This window comes from Streptomyces cinnamoneus (genome assembly GCF_014650495.1).
GTDB classification, from domain to species: Bacteria; Actinomycetota; Actinomycetes; order Streptomycetales; family Streptomycetaceae; genus Streptomyces; species Streptomyces cinnamoneus.
This window is the reverse complement of sequence record NZ_BMVB01000019.1, coordinates 54865-73245: the sequence shown is the minus strand read 5'-3', so window position 1 is coordinate 73245 and position 18381 is coordinate 54865. Positions and strand designations below refer to the sequence as shown.

Here is an 18381-nt window from a genome sequence, read left to right as displayed (position 1 = left end):
CCCTTCACGAGGTCTTCCACGGGCGTCGTGCGTCGTCGGTATGTGCGGTTCGGCCGAAACGTTCCTCCGGGGTGTTGACGGTCGGACGACCACGCATCCGACGGGAAGTTAATTTCCTCATCTAATATTTTACGGGTTCTTGACGCCGCATCGCCGCGGCGGCCGCTCGTGCACGGCACCGCGTCCGGGTGCTCCGCGCCCTGCGCCTATGGTTGCTTCCAGCATTCCAGGACCACCTGCCCCTCTAAGGACAGCGATGCCCGCCAACAAGACCGGCCCCGCCAAGAAGAAGAAGGGGCGACGCGCCCGCCTGCTCGTGATCACCCTCGTGCTGCTGCTCGTGGCGGGCGTCGCCTACGGCGCGTACTGGAGCGTCAGTACCGTCCGCGCCTCCTTCCCGACGACCGACGGCACCCTTCAGCTCAAGGGTCTGTCGGGCGAGGTGAAGGTCGTCCGTGACGACCACGGCATTCCGCAGGTGTACGCGGACAACGCCGAGGACCTCTTCCGCGCCCAGGGCTTCGTCCAGGCGCAGGACCGGTTCTGGGAGATGGACGTCCGCCGTCACCTGACGGCCGGACGGCTCTCCGAGATGTTCGGATCCGGCCAGGTGGAGACCGACGCCTTCCTGCGGACCATGGGCTGGCGGCGGGTCGCGCAGCAGGAGTACGACTCCAAGCTGTCGCCGACCACCAAGAAGTACCTCCAGGCGTACTCCGACGGCGTCAACGCCTACCTGAAGGACCACAAGGGCAAGTCGCTGTCCGTCGAGTACGCGGCCCTGGAGTTCGAGAACGACTACAAGCCCGAGCCCTGGAACCCGGTCGACTCCGTCGCCTGGCTGAAGGCCATGGCCTGGGACCTGCGCGGCAACATGCAGGACGAGATCGACCGTTCGCTGGCCGCCTCCCGGCTGAACCCGAAGCAGATCGAGGACCTGTACCCGGCGTACCCGTACGACCGGAACAAGCCGATCGTCGAGGGCGGCGCGGTCGACGCGACCGGCAAGACCTACGACCCCAAGGGCGCCGCGTCCGGCACGCCCGCCGGCACCGGGGCGTCCGCCGCCACCGGCGGCGCGGGCGCGGCCGGCGGCCTGCGCTCCAGCCTGGCCTCGCTGTCGAGCACCCTGGAGAAGGTCCCGGCGCTGCTCGGCCCGAGCGGCAACGGCATCGGCTCCAACTCCTGGGTCGTCTCCGGCAAGTACACGACGACCGGCAAGCCGCTGCTGGCCAACGACCCGCACCTGGCCCCGCAGATGCCCTCGCTCTGGTACCAGATGGGCCTGCACTGCAACAAGACCGGCCCGCAGTGCCCGTACGACGTCGCCGGCTACACCTTCTCCGGCATGCCGGGCGTCGTCATCGGCCACAACAAGGACATCGCCTGGGGCATGACCAACCTCGGCGCCGACGTCTCCGACCTCTACCTGGAGAAGGTCACCGCCGACACCTACCTCTACGACGGCAAGCAGCAGCCCTTCACCGTCCGCAAGGAGACCATCAAGGTCGCGGGCGAGAAGAGCCGTGAGATCACCGTCCGCGAGACCAACAACGGGCCGGTCGTCTCCGACCGCAACGACGAGCTCGTCAAGGTCGGCGAGAAGGCGCCCGTGAAGGACCCGGCCCCGGACCGCGGCGAGGGCTACGCCGTCGCGCTGCGCTGGACCGCCCTGGACGCCGGCAAGACCATGGACGGCGTCTTCGCGCTGAACCAGGCGAACGACTTCACGTCCTTCCGCAAGGCCGCGGCCGACTTCGAGGTCCCCTCGCAGAACCTGATCTACGCCGACACCAAGGGCAACATCGGCTACCAGGCCCCCGGCCGCATCCCGCTGCGCGGCAAGGCCGGCGCCAAGGGCGACGAGCAGACCGGCACCGGCCCGACCGGCACCGGCCCGACCGGTACGGGCCCCACCGGCACCGCCAAGGTGGACGTCAACGGCGACGGCAAGATCGACGCCAAGGACGAGCAGAAGACGGACGGCAAGACCGAGGCCCCCGTCGTCGACGGCCGCTACCCGGCCCCCGGCTGGGACCCGGCCTACCAGTGGACCGGCTGGGTGCCGCAGTCCGCGCTGCCGTGGGACTACAACCCCAAGCGCGGCTACATCGTCACCGCCAACCAGCCCGTCGCCGACAAGAAGTACCCCTACCTGCTGACGCAGGACTGGGGCTACGGCGCCCGCAGCCAGCGGATCAACGACCTCATCGAGTCGAAGATCAAGGACGGCGGGAAGATCTCGACGGACGACATGCAGAAGATGCAGCTGGACAACAGCAGCGAGATCGCCAAGCTGCTCACGCCCTACCTGCTCAAGATCGACGTCAAGGGTGCCAACGAGCGCGAGACGAAGTACGTCCGTGAGGCGCAGAAGCTGCTGAAGGACTGGGACTACAACCAGGAGGCCGACTCGGCGGCCGCCGCGTACTTCAACGCCGTCTGGCGCAACACCCTCAAGCTGGCCTTCGGCAACAAGCTCCCCAAGGAGCTGCGGGTCAAGGGCCAGTGCCTGCGGGTGCGCCCGGCCGACGACGGCTCCCGCCCGAAGGAGGACCTGGAGGGGCACGCCCCGCTGGTCCTGGAGTGCGGCGAGCGCGAGGGCGACTCCGCGCAGCCGGACGGCGGCGACCGCTGGTTCGAGGTCGTCCGCACCATCCTGGACAAGCCCGACAACGACTGGTGGAAGACCGGCAGCACCCGCGCCAACCCCGAGTCGGGCACCCGCAACCGCGACGAGCTGCTGGCGCGGGCCATGACGGACGCCCGCTGGGAGCTCACCTCCAAGCTCGGCAAGGACGTCACGTCCTGGAGCTGGGGCCGCCTGCACCAGCTGAACCTGAAGAACCAGACCCTCGGCAAGGAGGGCCCCGGCATCGTCAAGTGGATGCTCAACCGGGGCCCCTGGAACCTCGCCGGCGGCGAGGCGGCCGTCAACGCCGCCGGCTGGAACGCGGCGGGTGGCTACGACGTGATCTGGGTGCCGTCCATGCGGATGGTCGTCAACCTCGACGACCTGGACAAGTCCCGCTGGATCAACCTCACCGGCGCCTCCGGCCACGCGTACAACGCCCACTACTACGACCAGACCGACAAGTGGGCCAAGGGCGAGCTGCTGCCCTGGGCCTACAGCCCGGACGCGGTCAAGAAGGCGACGGACGTCACACTGACGCTCAAGCCGTAGCCGGCCCTACAGCCGGAAGCGGCGCACCCCGCCAGGGGTGACCACCGCGTGCACGGGGTGGTCGTGCGGTTCCTCGGGGACCTGCGCGACCACCTCGTCGTCGTAGAGGAGGACGACGAGGGCGGGGTCGGCCGCGGACCGCTCCAGGCGGGCCAGCACCCGGTCGTACGAGCCGCCGCCGCGGCCCAGCCGCAGCCCGCGCCCGTCCACGGCCAGACCGGGGAGCAGCACGGCGTCCGCCTGCGTCACGGCGTCGGGGCCGAGCCGCTCGCCGTCCGGCTCCAGCAGGCCCCGGCCCGCCCGTACGAGGTGGCCGGGGCCGCGGTACACCCCCCAGTCGAGATCGTTGTCGGGCAGCAGGACCGGCAGCAGCACGCGCACCCCGCGCGCGTGCAGCACGTCCAGCAGGGCGCGGGTCCCCGGTTCGCTGCCGATGGAGACGTAGGCGGCTACCGTGCGTGACCGCGCGAGCTCCGGCAGCTCCAGGGCCCGCTGCCCCAGCGCGGCCTCCGATGCGCGGATGTCATCCTTGGTCAACCCGGACCTCACCGCCAGGAGGGCCCGCCGCAAGGCGCTTTTGCTACCGTCATCACGGCCGGGAACGTCGTCGCGCTCGATCATTGTTCGTGCAAACTCCCGTCTCGGGTCATACTCGGCGGAGTCACATCTTCCGCTCAATCCAACGGATAGTGTTCGGCCCATGACTCAATCGCGCCCTCGGATCAGCAAGGCTGTCATCCCAGCCGCCGGGCTCGGAACGCGCTTCCTTCCTGCTACCAAGGCCACTCCCAAGGAGATGCTGCCGATCGTCGACAAGCCGGCGATCCAGTACGTGGTGGAGGAAGCGGCCCACGCGGGGCTGTCGGACGTCCTCATGATCACAGGGCGTAACAAGCGCCCGCTGGAGGACCACTTCGACCGCAATTACGAGCTGGAGGAGGCGCTGCGCCGCAAGGGCGACGACTCCCGCCTCGCGAAGGTGCAGGAGTCCAGCGACCTGGCCACGATGCACTACGTCCGCCAGGGCGACCCCCGCGGCCTGGGCCACGCCGTGCTGTGCGCCGCCCCGCACGTCGGCGACGAGCCCTTCGCCGTGCTGCTCGGCGACGACCTGATCGACGCCCGCGACCCGCTGCTCTCCCACATGGTGGACATCCAGCGCCTGCACGGCGGCAGCGTGATCGCGCTCATGGAGGTCGACCCCGCGCAGATCGGCCTTTACGGCTGCGCGGCCGTCAAGCCCACCGACACCGAGGACGTCGTCGAGGTCACCGGCCTGGTCGAGAAGCCCGACCCCGACGAGGCGCCCAGCAACTACGCCGTGATCGGCCGCTACGTCCTCGACCCGGCGGTCTTCGACGTGCTGCGCGAGACCGAGCCCGGCCGCGGCGGCGAGATCCAGCTCACCGACGCACTCCAGGCCCTCGCCGCCGAGCCGGCCCTCGGCGGGCCCGTGCACGGCGTGATCTTCAAGGGCCGCCGCTATGACACCGGTGACCGCAGTGACTACCTGCGTGCCATTGTCAGACTGGCATGCGAACGTGAAGACCTGGGTCCCGACTTCCGGGCCTGGCTTCGTAGTTACGTCACCGAGGAGATGTAGCGCTTTGAGCAGTACCGCCGACACGGCCGCCAGGGGGGACCGCCTCTGGTCGGTGGACGAGCACCTCGACGACATCCTCGCGAAGATCCGCCCGCTGGAGCCGATCGAGCTGCAACTGCTCGACGCCCAGGGCTGTGTGCTGGTGGAGGACATCACCGTCCCCGCCTCGCTGCCCCCCTTCGACAACAGCTCCATGGACGGCTACGCCGTCCGCGTCGCCGACGTGAAGGGCGCGAGCGAGGAGTTCCCGGCCGTGCTCACCGTCGTCGGTGACGTCGCGGCGGGCAGCGGCGAGCTGCCCACCGTCGGCCCGGGCGAGGCCGCCCGCATCATGACCGGCGCCCCGCTGCCGCCCGGCGCCGAGGCCGTCGTCCCCGTCGAGTGGACCGACGGCGGTACCGGCCGCGGCCCCGTCACCGCCATGGCCGCCCGCGGCGAGGGCCCCGACGGCGCCTCCGGCGAGGTCCGCGTCCACCGCCCCGCCGCCGCCCGCGCCCACGTCCGCCCCCGCGGCAGCGACGTCGCCGCCGGCGAGATCGCCCTCACCGCCGGCACCGTCCTCGGCCCCGCCCGCATCGGCCTGCTGGCGGCCATCGGCCGGGCCACCGTGAAGGTGCGCCCGCGCCCGCGCGTGGTCGTCCTGTCCACCGGCAGCGAGCTCGTCCCGCCGGGCGAGGAGCTGGCCGCCGGGCGGATCCACGACTCCAACAGCTTCATGCTCACCGCCTGCGCCCGCGACGCCGGCGCCATCGCCTACCGCGTCGGCGCCGTCGAGGACGACCCCCACGTCCTGCGCGCCGCGCTGGAGGACCAGCTCATCCGCGCCGACGCCGTCGTCACCAGCGGCGGGGTGAGCGTCGGCGCGTACGACGTGGTCAAGGAGACCCTCGCCGGGCTGTCCGGCGACGAGGGCAGCGTCTCCTTCCGCCGGCTGGCCATGCAGCCCGGCAAGCCCCAGGGCTTCGGCCGCATCGGCCCCGACCGCACCCCGCTGTTCGCCCTGCCGGGCAACCCCGTCAGCTCGTACGTCTCCTTCGAGCTCTTCGTGCGGCCCGCCATCCGCGCCCTGATGGGGCTGGAACCCTTCACCGACCGGGCGACGGTGAGGGCGGTGTGCACCGAGGGCATCGCCTCCTCGCCCGAAGGCCGCCGCCAGTACTTGCGCGGCCACTACGCGGACGGGACGGTCGGCACGGTCGGAGGACCGTCGTCGCACCTGGTCAAGGCCCTTGCCGACGCCAACGCCCTGATCGTCGTCCCGGAGGACACCACGTCCGTGGAGCCGGGCGCCGAACTGGACGTGGTGCTTCTCGACTGACCGGCCGCCGCGCCGGGTACGGTGGCTGCCCACAGGACCACTGGGCCCCGCCCCGGACCGGGAGAACGATGAGCAGCGGCCAGGACCATCTCACCCACCTCGACGCCGCGGGCGCGGCCCGTATGGTCGACGTCTCGGCCAAGGAGATCACCGCCCGCACCGCCCGGGCCAGCGGCCGGGTGATCGTCGCCCCGCGCGTCGTGGAGCTGCTGCGGGGCGAGGGCCTGCCCAAGGGCGACGCCCTCGCCACCGCCCGCATCGCCGGGATCATGGGAGCCAAGCGCACCCCCGAGCTCATCCCGCTCTGCCACCCGCTGGCCCTGTCCGGCGTGACGGTCGACCTGACCGTCGCCGACGACGCCGTGGAGATCCTCGCCACCGTGCGCACGACCGACCGCACGGGCGTGGAGATGGAGGCCATGACGGCCGTCGCCGTCGCCGGGCTGACGGTGGTCGACATGGTCAAGGCCGTCGACAAGGGCGCGGTCATCACCGACATCCGGGTCGAGGAGAAGACGGGCGGGAAGTCCGGCGACTGGGCCCGCCCCGAGGGCGGCGAAGGGGCGCGAGCGTGAGCGCCGGACCCGACGGGCGCCCGGCCGCGGGCGTGCCGTTCCCCGGGGACGCGGACGGGCTCGGCGGGGCCCTCCTCGCCGAAGCGCACTCCGCGCTGGTCGTCACCGCCTCCAACCGGGCCGCCGCAGGCGTCTACCCGGACAAGGGCGGCCCGCTGCTCGCCGGGGGACTGGCCGCGATGGGCTTCGCCGTCGACGGGCCCCTGGTCGTGCCCGACGGCGAGCCCGTCGAGCAGGCCCTGCGCGCGGGCGTGGCCGCCGGGTACGACGTCATCGTCACCACCGGCGGCACCGGCCTCTCGCCCACCGACCGCACCCCCGAGGCCACCCGCCGCGTCCTCGACCACGACGTCCCCGGCATCCCCGAGGCCATCCGCGCCGAGGGCCTGGCGAAGGTCCCCACCGCCGCGCTGTCCCGGGGCCTGGCCGGCGTGGCCGGACGGACGCTGATCGTCAACCTCCCCGGCTCGACCGGCGGGGTGCGCGACGGGCTGGCGGTGCTGGAGCGGCTGCTGGTCCACGCGGTGGACCAGCTGCACGGCGGCGACCACCCGCGAAGCCCGGCATGAACATCTGGCCCGTCGAGCTGGCGGACGGCGACGTCGCACTGCGGCCGATAAGGATGCGCGACCAGCGCGCCTGGCGCGAGGTCAACCGGCGCAACCGCGACTGGCTGCGCCCCTGGGAGGCGACCGTCCCCCCGCCGCCGCCCGGCAGCCCGGCCGCCCAGCGCCCCACCTACCGGCAGATGGTCCGTCACCTGCGGGCCGAGGCGCACGCCGGGCGGATGCTGCCGTTCGTGATCGAGTACCGCGGCCAGCTCGTGGGCCAGCTGACCGTGGCCGGCATCACCTGGGGCTCGATGTGCTCGGCCCACGTCGGCTACTGGGTGGACGAGGCCGTCGCGGGCCGGGGCGTGATGCCGACGGCCGTCGCCCTGGTGGTGGACCACTGCTTCCACCGGGTCGGCCTGCACCGGATCGAGGTGTGCATCCGGCCGGAGAACCTGCCCAGCCGGAGGGTGGTGGAGAAGCTCGGCTTCCGCGAGGAGGGGCTGCGCCCGCGCTATCTGCACATCGACGGGGCCTGGCGGGACCACCTGGTCTACGCGCTGACCGCCGACGAGGTCCCGGAGGGGCTGCTGACCCGCTGGCACCTGCGCTCACCGAAAATAAAATAAACGTTCGAATTTAACTGTCAATTGACGGCATTCGTTGGGTTCCGGTCTCAACAATCACAAAAAAAGTTCGAGATATCAGCCGGATCGTGCGACACACCGCGCCAATTGGCGGAATCCGCTGCGCGTCCCCCTCTACCGTTGCAGGGTGAGCAGCAGCGGCCTGATCTACGCAGTCATCGTCGGGGCCTGGGCCGCCTACTTGGTGCCGATGTGGCTCCGTAGGCAGGACGAGCTCAATGAAGCCCGTCCGACGGAACGCTTCAGCACGGCCATCCGGTTGCTGTCCGGACGGGCGGGCATGGAGCGACGTTATGCCAAGGACCTGGAAGGGCGTGCTCCGGCCGAGGCGCCGGGCTCCGCGGAATCCGCGGAGCCGGAGCCGGAGCCCCGCGCGCCCGAGCCGGACGTCGCGACCGAACCGGTCGACGCCCGGTCCTTCGGCGCGCCCGCGTCCGCCCCGGGGGCGGCGGCGTCCGCGTCCGCCCCTGCGGCCGGGCCGGGATCCGCGGCGCAGACGGCCGCCGAGCGCGCCCGGCGCTCCAAGGTCCTCGCGCGCCGGCGCCGGACCACGGTGCTGCTCTTCCTCGCCTTCACCGTCGGCGCGATCGTCGCGGGCGTCGGCGGCCTGGCCTTCCTGTGGGTCCCGGCCGTCCCGGCGGTGCTGCTGAGCGCGTACATCTGCTACCTGCGGATCCAGGAGCGGCGGCGGTTCGCCTTCACCATGGACCAGCGCCGCGCCGAGCTGGCGGCCCAGCGGCTGCGCGAGGGCCGGTCCCGCCCGCACGCGGGCGCCGCGGAGGCGGACGCCTCCGCCGACACCGTGATCCACCAGGTGCCCGCCGCGGGCGCGTCGCCGCACAGCGCCGGCCGCCGGGCCCTGGTCGAGCAGACCGACCACGCCGAGTGGGTCGACCAGCAGCGCGAGCGGAACGCGGGCGAGGGCTGGGAGCCCGTGCCCGTCCCCCTGCCGACGTACGTCTCGGCGCCGGTCGCCCCGCGGGCCGGCGGCGGCGGGGACCTCGGCGGCCCGGACGCCTGGAGCTCGGCCCGCTCCAGCACGGCCGAGCCGGCCGACGACCGCAAGCCCCTCGCCGAGGAGCGCCGCGCGGGCCGCTACCGCCGCCGCCCCCGCGAGCGCGGCCGCACCCCCCTGTTCGACCAGTACGCCGACGACGACCGCCCCCGCGCGGCCAACGAGTAACCCCGGGGGGGCGCCGCCCCCCCACGCTGACCAGCGCAGGCGGAGGGGAGCGGATTTCCTGGCACCCTGATGGGGATGCTAGAGTTTCACTCGTTGCAAGGGCCTGTGGCGCAGTCCGGTAGCGCACCTCGTTCGCATCGAGGGGGTCAGGGGTTCGAATCCCCTCAGGTCCACAGCAACGACTGTTCTTGAGTCAGCTCAGGCGCAGTTGGCGGAAATCCCGCCCGATCTTCCCGATCGGGCGGGATTTTTGCGTTACCGGGATCCGTGCCCGTCTCCTGCTCCCGCCGCCCGGTGCGGGCAGGGCGTCATGAGGCCGCCGCGCGGTGTTCGCTCGGGCTGGTGCCGCGGACGCGTTTGAAGGCGGAGCTGAAGCCGAAGGCGTCCGCGTAGCCGACGCGGCGGGCGACCGCGGCGACGGTGTGGGCGGGGTCGGCCAGCAGGTCGGCGGCCAGGTCCATGCGCCACTGCGTCAGGTAGGCGAGGGGCGGCTCGCCCACCCGGGCCGTGAAGCGGGCGGCCATGGTCGTGCGGGAGACGCCGGCCTCGGCCGCCAGGGCGGCCAGGGTCCACGGGTGCGCCGGCCGCTCGTGCATCGCGCGCAGCACCGGGCCGACCACGTCGTCGCCCAGCGCCCGGTACCAGGCGGGAGGGCATGCCTCGGGACGGTCGAACCAGTCCCGCAGGGTGCACACCAGCAGCCAGTCCAGCAGCCGGTCCAGGACGGTCTGCCGTCCCGGGCCGTCCGCGACGAAGTGGGCCCCGAGGTAGTCGTAGAGCGCGTTGCAGTCGTGGTCGTCGGGCACCAGGGCCACCGGGGGCAGGACGCGCAGCAGCCGCAGGGACGCCTCGCTGCGGACGCGGTAGGCGCCGGCGAGCAGGACGGTGCTGCCGGCCGGGTCGCCGGGCGGGGCTGCGTCCGCGCAGCGGATGTCGCGGAGCGCCTCCGGCCGGGCGGCGGAGCCGGGGTCGTCGGTGAGGACGAACGGCCGGGGGCCCCGCACGATGGCCGCCACCCCCTGCCGGATGTGCCGCGGCGCACCGGCCCCCTCGCCCTCCTCGACGAGCCAGCCCTCGCCCCGCAGCGGGATGCACAGCGTCAGTGCCGCCCGGTCGGTGAAGCGCAGGGCCCACGGTGGTGCGAGCACCGACCGTCCGAACACGGCGCCCTCGGCGCGTATGCCCCGCAACAGGTCGTCGAATGGGTCCATGACCCCACACTATGCGGCCGGACGATCGGGCATGCGGGCCGGACGTACGGCCATGTCGGCGTGCTGCCGGGGCGGGTTGACTCATCGTCATGACGACACATGCGAAGGACATCCTGGTGCTCGCCGCGACGGGCAAGACCGGCCGGCGACTGGTGCGGAGACTGCGGGAGGCGGGGGAGAGCGTCCGGGCGGCGTCCCGCTCGGCGGAGGTGCGGTTCGACTGGTCGGACCCGGCGACGTGGAAGCCCGCCGTCGAGGGAGCCGCGGCGGTGTATCTCGTGGCACCCGACGACCCGGCCCCCGTGGGCGACTTCGTGACGCTGGCGGCCGGTGCGGGTGTGGAACGCTTCGTGGCGCTGTCCGGGAACGGCATCGAGGCGGTCGGGCCCGGCTTCGGCGAGGGCATGGCCGAGGGGGAGCGGGCCGTGCGCGACAGCGGTGCGCAGTGGACGGTCCTCCGCCCGAACAACTTCCACCAGAACTTCAGCGAGGACCTGTGGCGCCGGCCGCTGCGCGAGGGCCGGCTCGCCCTGCCCATCGGCGACGTGCCCGAGCCGTTCGTGGACGCCGAGGACATCGCCGAGGTCGCGGCGGCCGTGCTCACGGGCCCGGGACACCACGGCCGCGTCTACGAGCTGTCCGGGCCGCGCGCGGTGACGTTCCGCGCCGCCGTGGAGACGATCGCGCGGGCGGCCGGCCGGCCGATCCGCTTCGAGGAGCTCACGCCGCAGGAGTACGCGGCGGAGCTGCGCGCCGAGGGGCACCCGGAGTCCGTGGTCACCATGCTCGGCGCCCTGTTCGCCATGCACCGCGGCGGTCACTCCTCGGAGCCCGCCGACGGGGTGCAGCAGGTGCTCGGCCGGGAGCCGCGCAGCCTCGAAGCGTACGCGGCGCAGGCCGCGGCCGCGGGGGCCTGGGCCTGAGGTTTCCGGGCACGTCGCCGGCCGCACCGGGCCGGTACGGGCCCGGAATTGGTCCACTTTCGAACCAACTCGGCCCTAGGTACGGACCAGTGGCCGTTTTGTGAGTCAGATCATGTTTACGAGGCAGGTGAAACGGTTCTTCGGGTGCGTGGGGCCATGACACGATCATGCCGATCGCTACCTCAGGTAATCCCGTGAGGGGCGATCGCAGCTCTTCCTGTTGCCGTGTGATGCAGCCCGGGTGTGTGAACTTCCCCCGGGCGCCCCCACCTCACGCTCCCGAGGACTCAACTTTGCGCAATACCACCAGGTATGCCGTTCTGCCTGCACTGACTGCAGCGTCCCTGCTCGCCGTGACCGGTTGTTCCGGTGCGAGCCCCTCCGCCGCCGGCAAGGGTGGTGACGCCGAGCCCGTGGCGGCCACCGCCCCGGCCGGAACCTCTCCCCAGCTCGCCGTGGCGGCCGCCCCCGTGGGGGACGCCGCACCGAGCGCCGTCGCCCACTCCGCCAAGGGCTCCGGCCCCAAGGCGGCCACGTCCTCGCTGAAGGTCGCCTCGTTCGACCGCAGCAGCGGACGGGCCGTCATATCCGGTCCCGCCGCGGCGTCGAAGAAGCCCAAGGGGGTCGCCCCGCAGCCCTCCAAGGCGCCGTCCTCCGCATCTTCCGGTACGCCCGCGCCCGCCGACCGGACGAACGTGGCCGTCGGCGACGTCATCGCCAGCGCCCCCGCGCCCGGCGCCCCCCAGGGCGTCCTGGCCAAGGTCACCCAGGTGCTCGGCAAGACCGAGCAGGGCACCGAGGTCAAGACCGCGCCGGCCACCCTGGACGCCCTGCTCGGCGAATCCGAGGCCAAGGGCAAGGTGCCCGTCGACCCCTCCACCGTCGCGGTGGACCCGCTCGTCCAGGGCGTGAAGGTCTCCTGGGCCAAGCCGGGCGGCGTGCACGTGGGCCCGCAGGGCGCCAAGGTGCCGCTGGGCAGCCTGCGGCTCGACGTGGGGGCCGCCATCCCCACGCCCAAGGACTCCCCGGTCCAGGCCGAGGCGTCGGCGCGGGGCTTCGTCCAGCTCGCCCCCGAGGTCGACTTCTCCTACAACGGCAAGAGCAGCGGCCGCGGCCCCGGCACCGCCGGGCTGTCGCTGTCCGGCGACTGGTCCTCGGCGTGGGAGCTGAAGGGACAGGCGTCGGCCACCACCGCGGACAAGCCGCTGCGGCTGCCCCTCGCCAAGCTGCACGCCGACCCCGTCATCCAGGTCGGGCCCGTGCCGGTCGTGGTCAACCTCGACCTCACCTGCTACCTCCAGGTCGACGCCGAGGGCAAGCTCAGCGTCGACGTGAAGCAGGAGATGACGGGCGACTTCAAGGTCGGCGGCGCCTACACCTGGGGCAAGGGCTGGTCCTCCGACAGCAGGGCCGCCATGAACGCCAGCCCCGTGCGCGCCACGGCGACCGCCTCCGGCAAGGTCAAGGCCGCGCTGGGTGCGGAGGCGTCCGTCGGCCTGTACGGCGCGGTGGGTGTGAGCGCCAACCTGTCGCCGTACCTGCGGGCGGAGGGCGAAGGCACGGCCACCGCCTCCAGCGACGGCAAGGCGTCCGCCACCGGCAAGTGGGCCGCCTACGGCGGCGTCGACCTGACCGGCGCGCTGCAGGCGCAGCTGAAGATCTTCGGTACGCCGCTGTTCGAGCGGCGGATCCCGCTGGACATCTTCCACAAGGAGTGGAAGCTGGCCGGCGGCGAGGGCACGGTCAACGTGCCCAAGAAGCGCTGACGACAAGTACTGACGACAAGTACTGACGACAAGTACTGACAGCAAGCGCTGACGGTACGCACCGGCTGACGGTACGCACCGGCGGCGCACCTGCCGCAGCCGGCGACGCCGGGCGGGACCGGGAATCCGGCCTGCCCGGCGTCGTGCGTTCACAGGCGGGACGCCACCGTCCTCGCCACGCGGACGATGTCGCCCGTGGGGCGGGCGCGCAGGGTGGGAGGCCGGCGGGTCCAGCGGTCCTCCAGGGTGAACCAGTCGACCGGCCGGGGCTCGCGGTCCTCGTCCAGGGCCGCGTCCAGTTCGGTGAAGTACGTCTTCCAGCGCAGCCGGTAGAGGCCGCCGACCAGCCCGGACCACTCCCGGTTGGCGTAGTCGTGCAGCTTGCCGGCGTCGGCCGAGGCGCGCGGGCCCCATACGGTCAGCAGGGAGAGGGCATCGGTCTGCAGCCGGTCGCGCTCGTCGTCCGAGGTCCCCCAGGACCGGGCGTCGGAGATCCAGCGGCCCAGCAGGTGGCGTTCGTCCGTGGCGACGACCTGCTCCAGCACGTCCGTCCAGTCCAGCCACTGCTGCGCGAGGTCGCCGAAGCGGCCGCGGTCGCCGGCCTCGTACGCGGCCTTGATGCGCGGCAGGAGCTGCCGGCTGCGGTTGGCCACGCACTGGCGGGTGACGTCGAGGAGGTCGCTGCGGTAGGCCGTGCTGCCGCGCAGCTCCGGGGCCACCGACAGCAACGCGGGCAGGGCCTTGTCGAACTCGGCGGCGTCGTAGCGAAGTTGCCGGGGCGACCAGGTGCCGCCGCGGTTGGCGGACAGGTCCGGGCGGGCGCCGAAGAGGCCGTCGGCCTGTTCGCTCCAGCCGTCGGCGCGGGTCGTGCCGTAGGCGGTGCGGCGCAGGACGTCCCAGGCGCGGGCGGCGCCCGGGTCATGGGCGCCGTAGCGGCTGACGTGCCACCGTTCGAACCACGCCGTCAGGTCCACCGGCCCGTCCGTCCAGGCGAGGTCGGACAGCAGGGCGAGGGCCGCGGGGTTGTTGTCGGCGGCCTCGGGCATGGCGGCGATCCCGCGCAGGGCGCTGCCGGACTTCGTCCTCCACCGGTGGTAGAGCGCCGCCCAGTCGGGGGCGTTGGCGCCGAGCGCGGTGTGGCCGCCGAAGTTCCAGATGGAGCCGAAGGCGTAGGGGGTGCCGCCCCAGTCCGCCTCGCGGTCGGTGATGACCGCCTTGCGGTCGGAGAGGCCGTCCAGGACGAGCATCTTCGACCGGTCGACGGCATCGGTGATCTCCAGCCGGGGGTTGCGCTGCCAGCCGAGGATCGCCCAGACCGCCCCCGGGTGCGCGGCGCGCAGGGCCTTCTCCACGGCCCGGGCGGCGTCGCCGACCGGTACGTCACCGGGGCTGCCGCCCTCGTGCAGCAGGTCCATCTTGTACATCGAGGTCGCGCCGTACAGCTCCTGCTGCGTCCGGTAGAAGGTGCGCGCCACCGCGGCGAAGTGGGGCGTGCGCGGGTCGAGCCAGTCGGGGCGGGGGAAGCCCATCCAGTCGCCCTGCGGGATGGTGCGGGCACCGCTGTTGCGGTCGGCGAAGCCGGGCGGCACGGTGCCGTAGTAGCCGGGCAGGACGGGCGTCATGCCCAGCTCGCGCAGCCGTGCCACGATCCTGCGCGCCAGGCCGGTGCGGCGGTCGAGGAGCTCGTGGGAGACGGGGCCGCCGAAGGAGGACATGTTCTGCATCAGCCACCACGGCTGGTGGGCCGGCCCGGGAACCCACCGGCGGACCTCGGCGTCGCTGTAACCGTGGGCGGTGAAGGTGCGGTGGTAGACGGCGTCGGCGCCCGCGTAGACCAGTACTTCGTTGAATCCGTGCAGGGCCAGCACGTCGATCTCGTGTTCCCAGTAGTCCCAGTCGTGGTACGGGCCGGTGTAGCCGTCGTTGGTGTCGTTGAGGACGAAGCGGTGGGCGACGTTGGCCGTGCCGGTGAGCGGGGCGCCGACCGCGGGGAGACGGGCGGGCAGCATGGTCTGCTCGCCGCTCCAGGAGAAGTGCGCGTGGGCGACCTGCCGGAGGTAGCGGTGGAAGCCGGTGAGCTGCACGGCCGGGGTGGTGCCCTCGACCGTGATCCGGCCGGCCCCGCCGGACACCCGGAAGACGTCGTGGCCGCCGCGGCGGGGGACGGTGCGGAAGGCGACCTGGGCGCGGTGACGGGGCAGCAGCCGGGACAGCGCCTCCGCGGCGGCGCCGTCCTCGGCGGGCGCGGCGCCCGCCGACGCCGCGGGGGGCACGCCCACGGCACCGAGCGCGGCGGATCCGGCGACGGCGCCGAGGAGCGTACGACGGGCGATGTGCATGAGTGACCTCCGGGGCCGTGGCACTGCGGCGACGGGCTGGACTGGACCACTTGAGCGCCGAGATCCTATGAGCCCGCGTCGGGAATCGGTCAAGGGCGCGGGCGGCGAACCAGCCACGCCGGTTACATTTGGCACGAATGGCCCCACGGGCCCGTTCCGACCTGCTAAGCCCGCCCGTCAGCCCAGCTCGGCTCTGCCCGCTCAACCTCCGCTCGCGCGGCTTCCGTACAACCAGTTCCGCCCCGTCCCCGTCACACCGGCATGAGGAATCCCGTGCGACCACTCCCCGTGATGTCCGGCGCCACGGCCCTCGCCGCCGGGCTGCTGGGCGGACTGCTCTGCGGGTGCGCCGACCCCGGCGGGCTCAAGGTGGCGGGCCCGGCGCCCACGGCCTCGGCCACCGCCGGCCCGGTGTACGTCACCGAGGGCCCGGGCCGGCCCGCGCTGCGCGGCCCCGCCTCCCTGGAGATCGGGGACTCCGTGCGGCTGACGGATCTGCGCTGGCGGTCCTGGGGCGGGGCGACCGCCGAGGCGACGGGCGGCGTGGCCGGTGCCTGGTGCCGGCCGGGCTGCCGGGACACGCCGTACCGGGCCCGGGTCGTGCTCAGCGGCGTGGTCCGGCAGGAACGTTCCGCTTACTACGGCCGGGCCACCGTCGTCGCCGAGGGGCTCCCGCCCGAGCAATCCGACGAGCTGCGCGGCCTGCGGCTCTTCGTCCCCACGCCGTAGCCGGCGACCGCCGCCGAGGAGCCGAGGAGTCTGCATCCGATGGGTCTGCGCACGAAGATCGGGGTGGCGATCACCGCCACGGCCGCACTGGTCGCCGCTCTCATCGGCCTCGTCGTGCACCACCGCACCGCCGCCAACCAGCTGGAGACCGCGCGCGACAGCCTCGACCAGCGGGTGCTTTCGGCGGCCGAGGACCACGCCGCCGGGGTCGACCGCCCCCGCGTCCTCCTCAACCCCTACCGGATGCCCGAGCCGCTGCGCCGGGCCGCCCAGAAGGGGCAGCGCGCCACCTACCTGGACCGGTCCGGTCCCGAGCCGGTCCTGTGGGGTGCGACGCGCGTCCGCGGCGACATCGTCGTCCTCAAGCACTCCTACCGGCGGCAGGCCCGCAACCTTGAGGGACTGGACGAGGACCTGTGGCTGGCCGGAGGGGCGGGCACGGTCCTGGCCGGCATCGTCGGGGTGGGCCTGGCGACCGTCGTCGGCCGCCGTCTGAACGCCTCCGCGCGGACCGCCGAGCGCATCGCGGACGGCGACGCCGGGGCCCGGCTGCGGCCGCGGGGCGGCAAGGACGAGATCGCCCGGCTGATCCACGCCGTCAACACCATGGCCGACGCGCTGGCCGCGCGGCTGCAGGCCGAGCGCGAGGTCACCGCCAACATCGCCCACGAACTGCGCACCCCCGTCGCGGGCCTGGTGGCCGCCGCCGAGCTGCTGCCGCCGGGCCGGCCCGCGGAGATGGTCCGCGAGCGGGCGCAGCGGGTGCGCTCGCTGATGGAGGACGTCCTGGAGGTGGCCCGGCTCGACGGCGACGCCGAGCGCGCCGACACGGACGTACGGGCGCTGGGCGAGCTGACCCGGCGGGCGGTGCGGGGGGCGGCGGGGCCCGGGCAGGAGGCGGCGGAGGTGCGGATCGTGCACGACTGCCTGGTCGAGACGGACGCCCGCCGGGTGGAGCGGATACTCACCAACCTCGTCACCAACGCCTTCCGGCACGGGAACGCTCCGGTGGTCGCGGAGGTCGACGGCGGGCTCGTACGCGTGCGGGACGGCGGGCCCGGCTTTCCGGCGCAGCTGCTGGCCAGCGGGCCGCAGCGGTTCCGCACGGGCTCGGGCGCGGGGCTCGGCCTGGGGCTGACGATCGCGGTGGGCCAGGCGAAGGTGCTGGGGGCGGGGCTGGCCTTCGCCAACCCGGCGGGCGGCGGGGCCGAGGCGACGCTGGACCTGACGGATGCGGTGCGGGCGGCGGAGGAGGCGGGCCCGGAGGGCGGCGACTGAGGTGCGGGGGAGGGGAACAGGCCCAACAGTGGAAGCTGTGAACGACAACGTCCTGTTCCTCAACGCCGACAGCCCGCGCAAGGGCCACCGGGCGCTGGACGCCCTGCGCCAGGCGCACGCCGAAGGCGACATCACGCTGCGCGAGGGTGCGGTGATCGCACGGGACGCGGAGGGTGCCCTGGACTTCCCCGACGCGGCCGACAACACCGGTACGGCCCCCGCGTTCGCCCTGGGCGGTCTGCTCGGCGGCCTGCTGGGCATCCTCGGCGGGCCGCTCGGCGTCCTCGTCGGCTTCGGGGCGGGCGGCCTGATCGGCGGCGTCCACGACGCCCGTGCGGCCACCGCCTCCTCCGCGGCGCTGGAGATGCTGGCGGCGGAGGTGCCGCCGGGCAGCACGGTCCTGATGGCCGAGGTCCGCGAGGAGAGTCCGGAGACGACCGACCGGGTGCTCGCGCCGTTCGGCGAGGTCCGGCGGTACCCGGCGGAGCGGGTGCGGGCGGAGGTGGAGGCGGCGATCGCGGCGGGCCACGACGGAGGCGGGCGGCCGGCCTAGGGCGGCCCCCGGCCGGTCAGAGCGGTTTGCTGAAGCAGCGGCTGCTGTCGTAGGAGCGGTAGAGGCCGAACTTCGGCACGGCGGGGACGTACCCGCTGGAGGTGTAGAGGGCTATGGCCTCCGGCTGCCGGTTGCCCGTCTCCAGCACCATGCGCAGCCGTCCCGCCTGCCGTGCGCTGTCCTCCAGGACGGCCAGGATGCGGCGTGCCAGGCCCCGGCCGCGGGCCCCGGGCACCACGTACATGCGCTTGAGCTCGGCGTCGCCGTCCGCGTAGCCCTCGGCGTTGCGCTCCATGGCGCGCCAGCCGCCGGTGGCGAGGGGGGTGCCGTCGTCGTAGGCGATGAGATACAGGCCACGTGGCGGGGCGAACTGTGCGGGGTCCAGGGGGGTGAGATCGCCGTCGCCGTACCGCTCGGCGTACTCCAATTGCACCTGGTCATTGAGCTTCAGGGCGTCGGGGTGGTCGTAGGCGACGGGCATGATCTCCATGCCGGCGATGGTACGGGCGGACGGCCGCCGG

General features: G+C 73.3%; 16 protein-coding genes and 1 tRNA gene. 13 read left to right on the top strand and 4 right to left on the bottom strand.

Going from position 1 to position 18381, the window contains the following annotated elements:
* Window positions 1-256: 256 nt before the first annotated feature.
* On the top strand, window positions 257-3184 hold the full coding sequence (locus tag IE182_RS23535) for a penicillin acylase family protein (protein ID WP_190111904.1): 2928 nt from the start codon (window positions 257-259) through the stop codon (window positions 3182-3184).
* Between the two features lie 6 nt (window positions 3185-3190).
* On the opposite strand, the gene IE182_RS23530 is transcribed toward IE182_RS23535, so the two are convergent.
* On the bottom strand, window positions 3191-3805 hold the full coding sequence (locus IE182_RS23530; protein WP_190111903.1) for a 5-formyltetrahydrofolate cyclo-ligase: 615 nt from the start codon (window positions 3803-3805) through the stop codon (window positions 3191-3193).
* A 79-nt stretch (window positions 3806-3884) separates the two neighbouring features.
* Here IE182_RS23530 and galU point away from each other — a divergent pair, with 79 nt between their 5' ends.
* The 7 genes from galU (at window position 3885) to IE182_RS23495 (ending at window position 9234) form a co-directional block, all read left to right on the top strand.
* Window positions 3885-4787 (top strand): UTP--glucose-1-phosphate uridylyltransferase GalU, encoded by a 903-nt coding sequence (galU, locus tag IE182_RS23525; RefSeq protein ID WP_190111902.1) that lies wholly within the window; start codon window positions 3885-3887, stop codon window positions 4785-4787.
* A gap of 4 nt (window positions 4788-4791) precedes the next feature.
* Window positions 4792-6105, top strand: a complete 1314-nt coding sequence (gene glp, locus IE182_RS23520; RefSeq protein ID WP_229845045.1) for a molybdotransferase-like divisome protein Glp — start codon at window positions 4792-4794, stop codon at window positions 6103-6105.
* Window positions 6106-6173: 68 nt separating this feature from the next.
* Window positions 6174-6680, top strand: a complete 507-nt coding sequence (moaC, locus tag IE182_RS23515; protein ID WP_190111900.1) for a cyclic pyranopterin monophosphate synthase MoaC — start codon at window positions 6174-6176, stop codon at window positions 6678-6680.
* 32 nt (window positions 6681-6712) lie between these two features.
* Window positions 6713-7249 (top strand): MogA/MoaB family molybdenum cofactor biosynthesis protein, encoded by a 537-nt coding sequence (locus IE182_RS23510; protein WP_190111945.1) that lies wholly within the window; start codon window positions 6713-6715, stop codon window positions 7247-7249.
* A complete protein-coding gene (locus tag IE182_RS23505) occupies window positions 7246-7860 on the top strand; it encodes a GNAT family N-acetyltransferase (RefSeq protein ID WP_190111899.1) in 615 nt (204 codons plus the stop codon). The genes IE182_RS23510 and IE182_RS23505 overlap by 4 nt, the downstream gene beginning before the upstream one ends.
* Window positions 7861-8005: 145 nt before the next feature.
* On the top strand, window positions 8006-9061 hold the full coding sequence (gene sepX / locus IE182_RS23500) for a divisome protein SepX/GlpR (RefSeq protein ID WP_190111898.1): 1056 nt from the start codon (window positions 8006-8008) through the stop codon (window positions 9059-9061).
* A 99-nt stretch (window positions 9062-9160) separates the two neighbouring features.
* Window positions 9161-9234 (top strand) — tRNA-Ala (locus tag IE182_RS23495).
* Between the two features lie 135 nt (window positions 9235-9369).
* Here the strand turns inward: IE182_RS23495 and IE182_RS23490 are convergent.
* A complete protein-coding gene (locus IE182_RS23490; RefSeq protein WP_190111897.1) occupies window positions 9370-10272 on the bottom strand; it encodes an AraC family transcriptional regulator in 903 nt (300 codons plus the stop codon).
* A gap of 89 nt (window positions 10273-10361) precedes the next feature.
* On the opposite strand from IE182_RS23490, the gene IE182_RS23485 reads away from it, so the two are divergent.
* Window positions 10362-11195 carry an NmrA family NAD(P)-binding protein gene (locus tag IE182_RS23485; protein ID WP_190111896.1) on the top strand — a complete coding sequence of 278 codons (834 nt, stop codon included), beginning with the start codon at window positions 10362-10364 and terminating at the stop codon, window positions 11193-11195.
* Between the two features lie 293 nt (window positions 11196-11488).
* Window positions 11489-12961, top strand: coding sequence for a hypothetical protein (locus tag IE182_RS23480; protein ID WP_190111895.1), 1473 nt, complete (start codon window positions 11489-11491; stop codon window positions 12959-12961).
* Window positions 12962-13110: 149 nt separating this feature from the next.
* On the opposite strand, the gene IE182_RS23475 is transcribed toward IE182_RS23480, so the two are convergent.
* Window positions 13111-15300, bottom strand: coding sequence for an alpha-N-acetylglucosaminidase (locus IE182_RS23475; protein WP_190111894.1), 2190 nt, complete (start codon window positions 15298-15300; stop codon window positions 13111-13113).
* Window positions 15301-15573: 273 nt separating this feature from the next.
* Here IE182_RS23475 and IE182_RS23470 point away from each other — a divergent pair, with 273 nt between their 5' ends.
* The 3 genes from IE182_RS23470 to IE182_RS23460 are packed head-to-tail and all read left to right on the top strand — an operon-like array spanning window position 15574 to window position 17860.
* On the top strand, window positions 15574-16029 hold the full coding sequence (locus IE182_RS23470; protein ID WP_190111893.1) for a hypothetical protein: 456 nt from the start codon (window positions 15574-15576) through the stop codon (window positions 16027-16029).
* Window positions 16030-16068: 39 nt separating this feature from the next.
* Window positions 16069-17307, top strand: coding sequence for a sensor histidine kinase (locus IE182_RS23465; RefSeq protein WP_190111892.1), 1239 nt, complete (start codon window positions 16069-16071; stop codon window positions 17305-17307).
* 37 nt (window positions 17308-17344) lie between these two features.
* Window positions 17345-17860: a DUF1269 domain-containing protein gene (locus IE182_RS23460; RefSeq protein ID WP_190111891.1), complete on the top strand. Its 516-nt coding sequence runs from the start codon at window positions 17345-17347 to the stop codon at window positions 17858-17860.
* 16 nt (window positions 17861-17876) lie between these two features.
* On the opposite strand, the gene IE182_RS23455 is transcribed toward IE182_RS23460, so the two are convergent.
* Window positions 17877-18350, bottom strand: a complete 474-nt coding sequence (locus IE182_RS23455) for a GNAT family N-acetyltransferase (protein ID WP_190111890.1) — start codon at window positions 18348-18350, stop codon at window positions 17877-17879.
* Window positions 18351-18381: the final 31 nt, after the last annotated feature.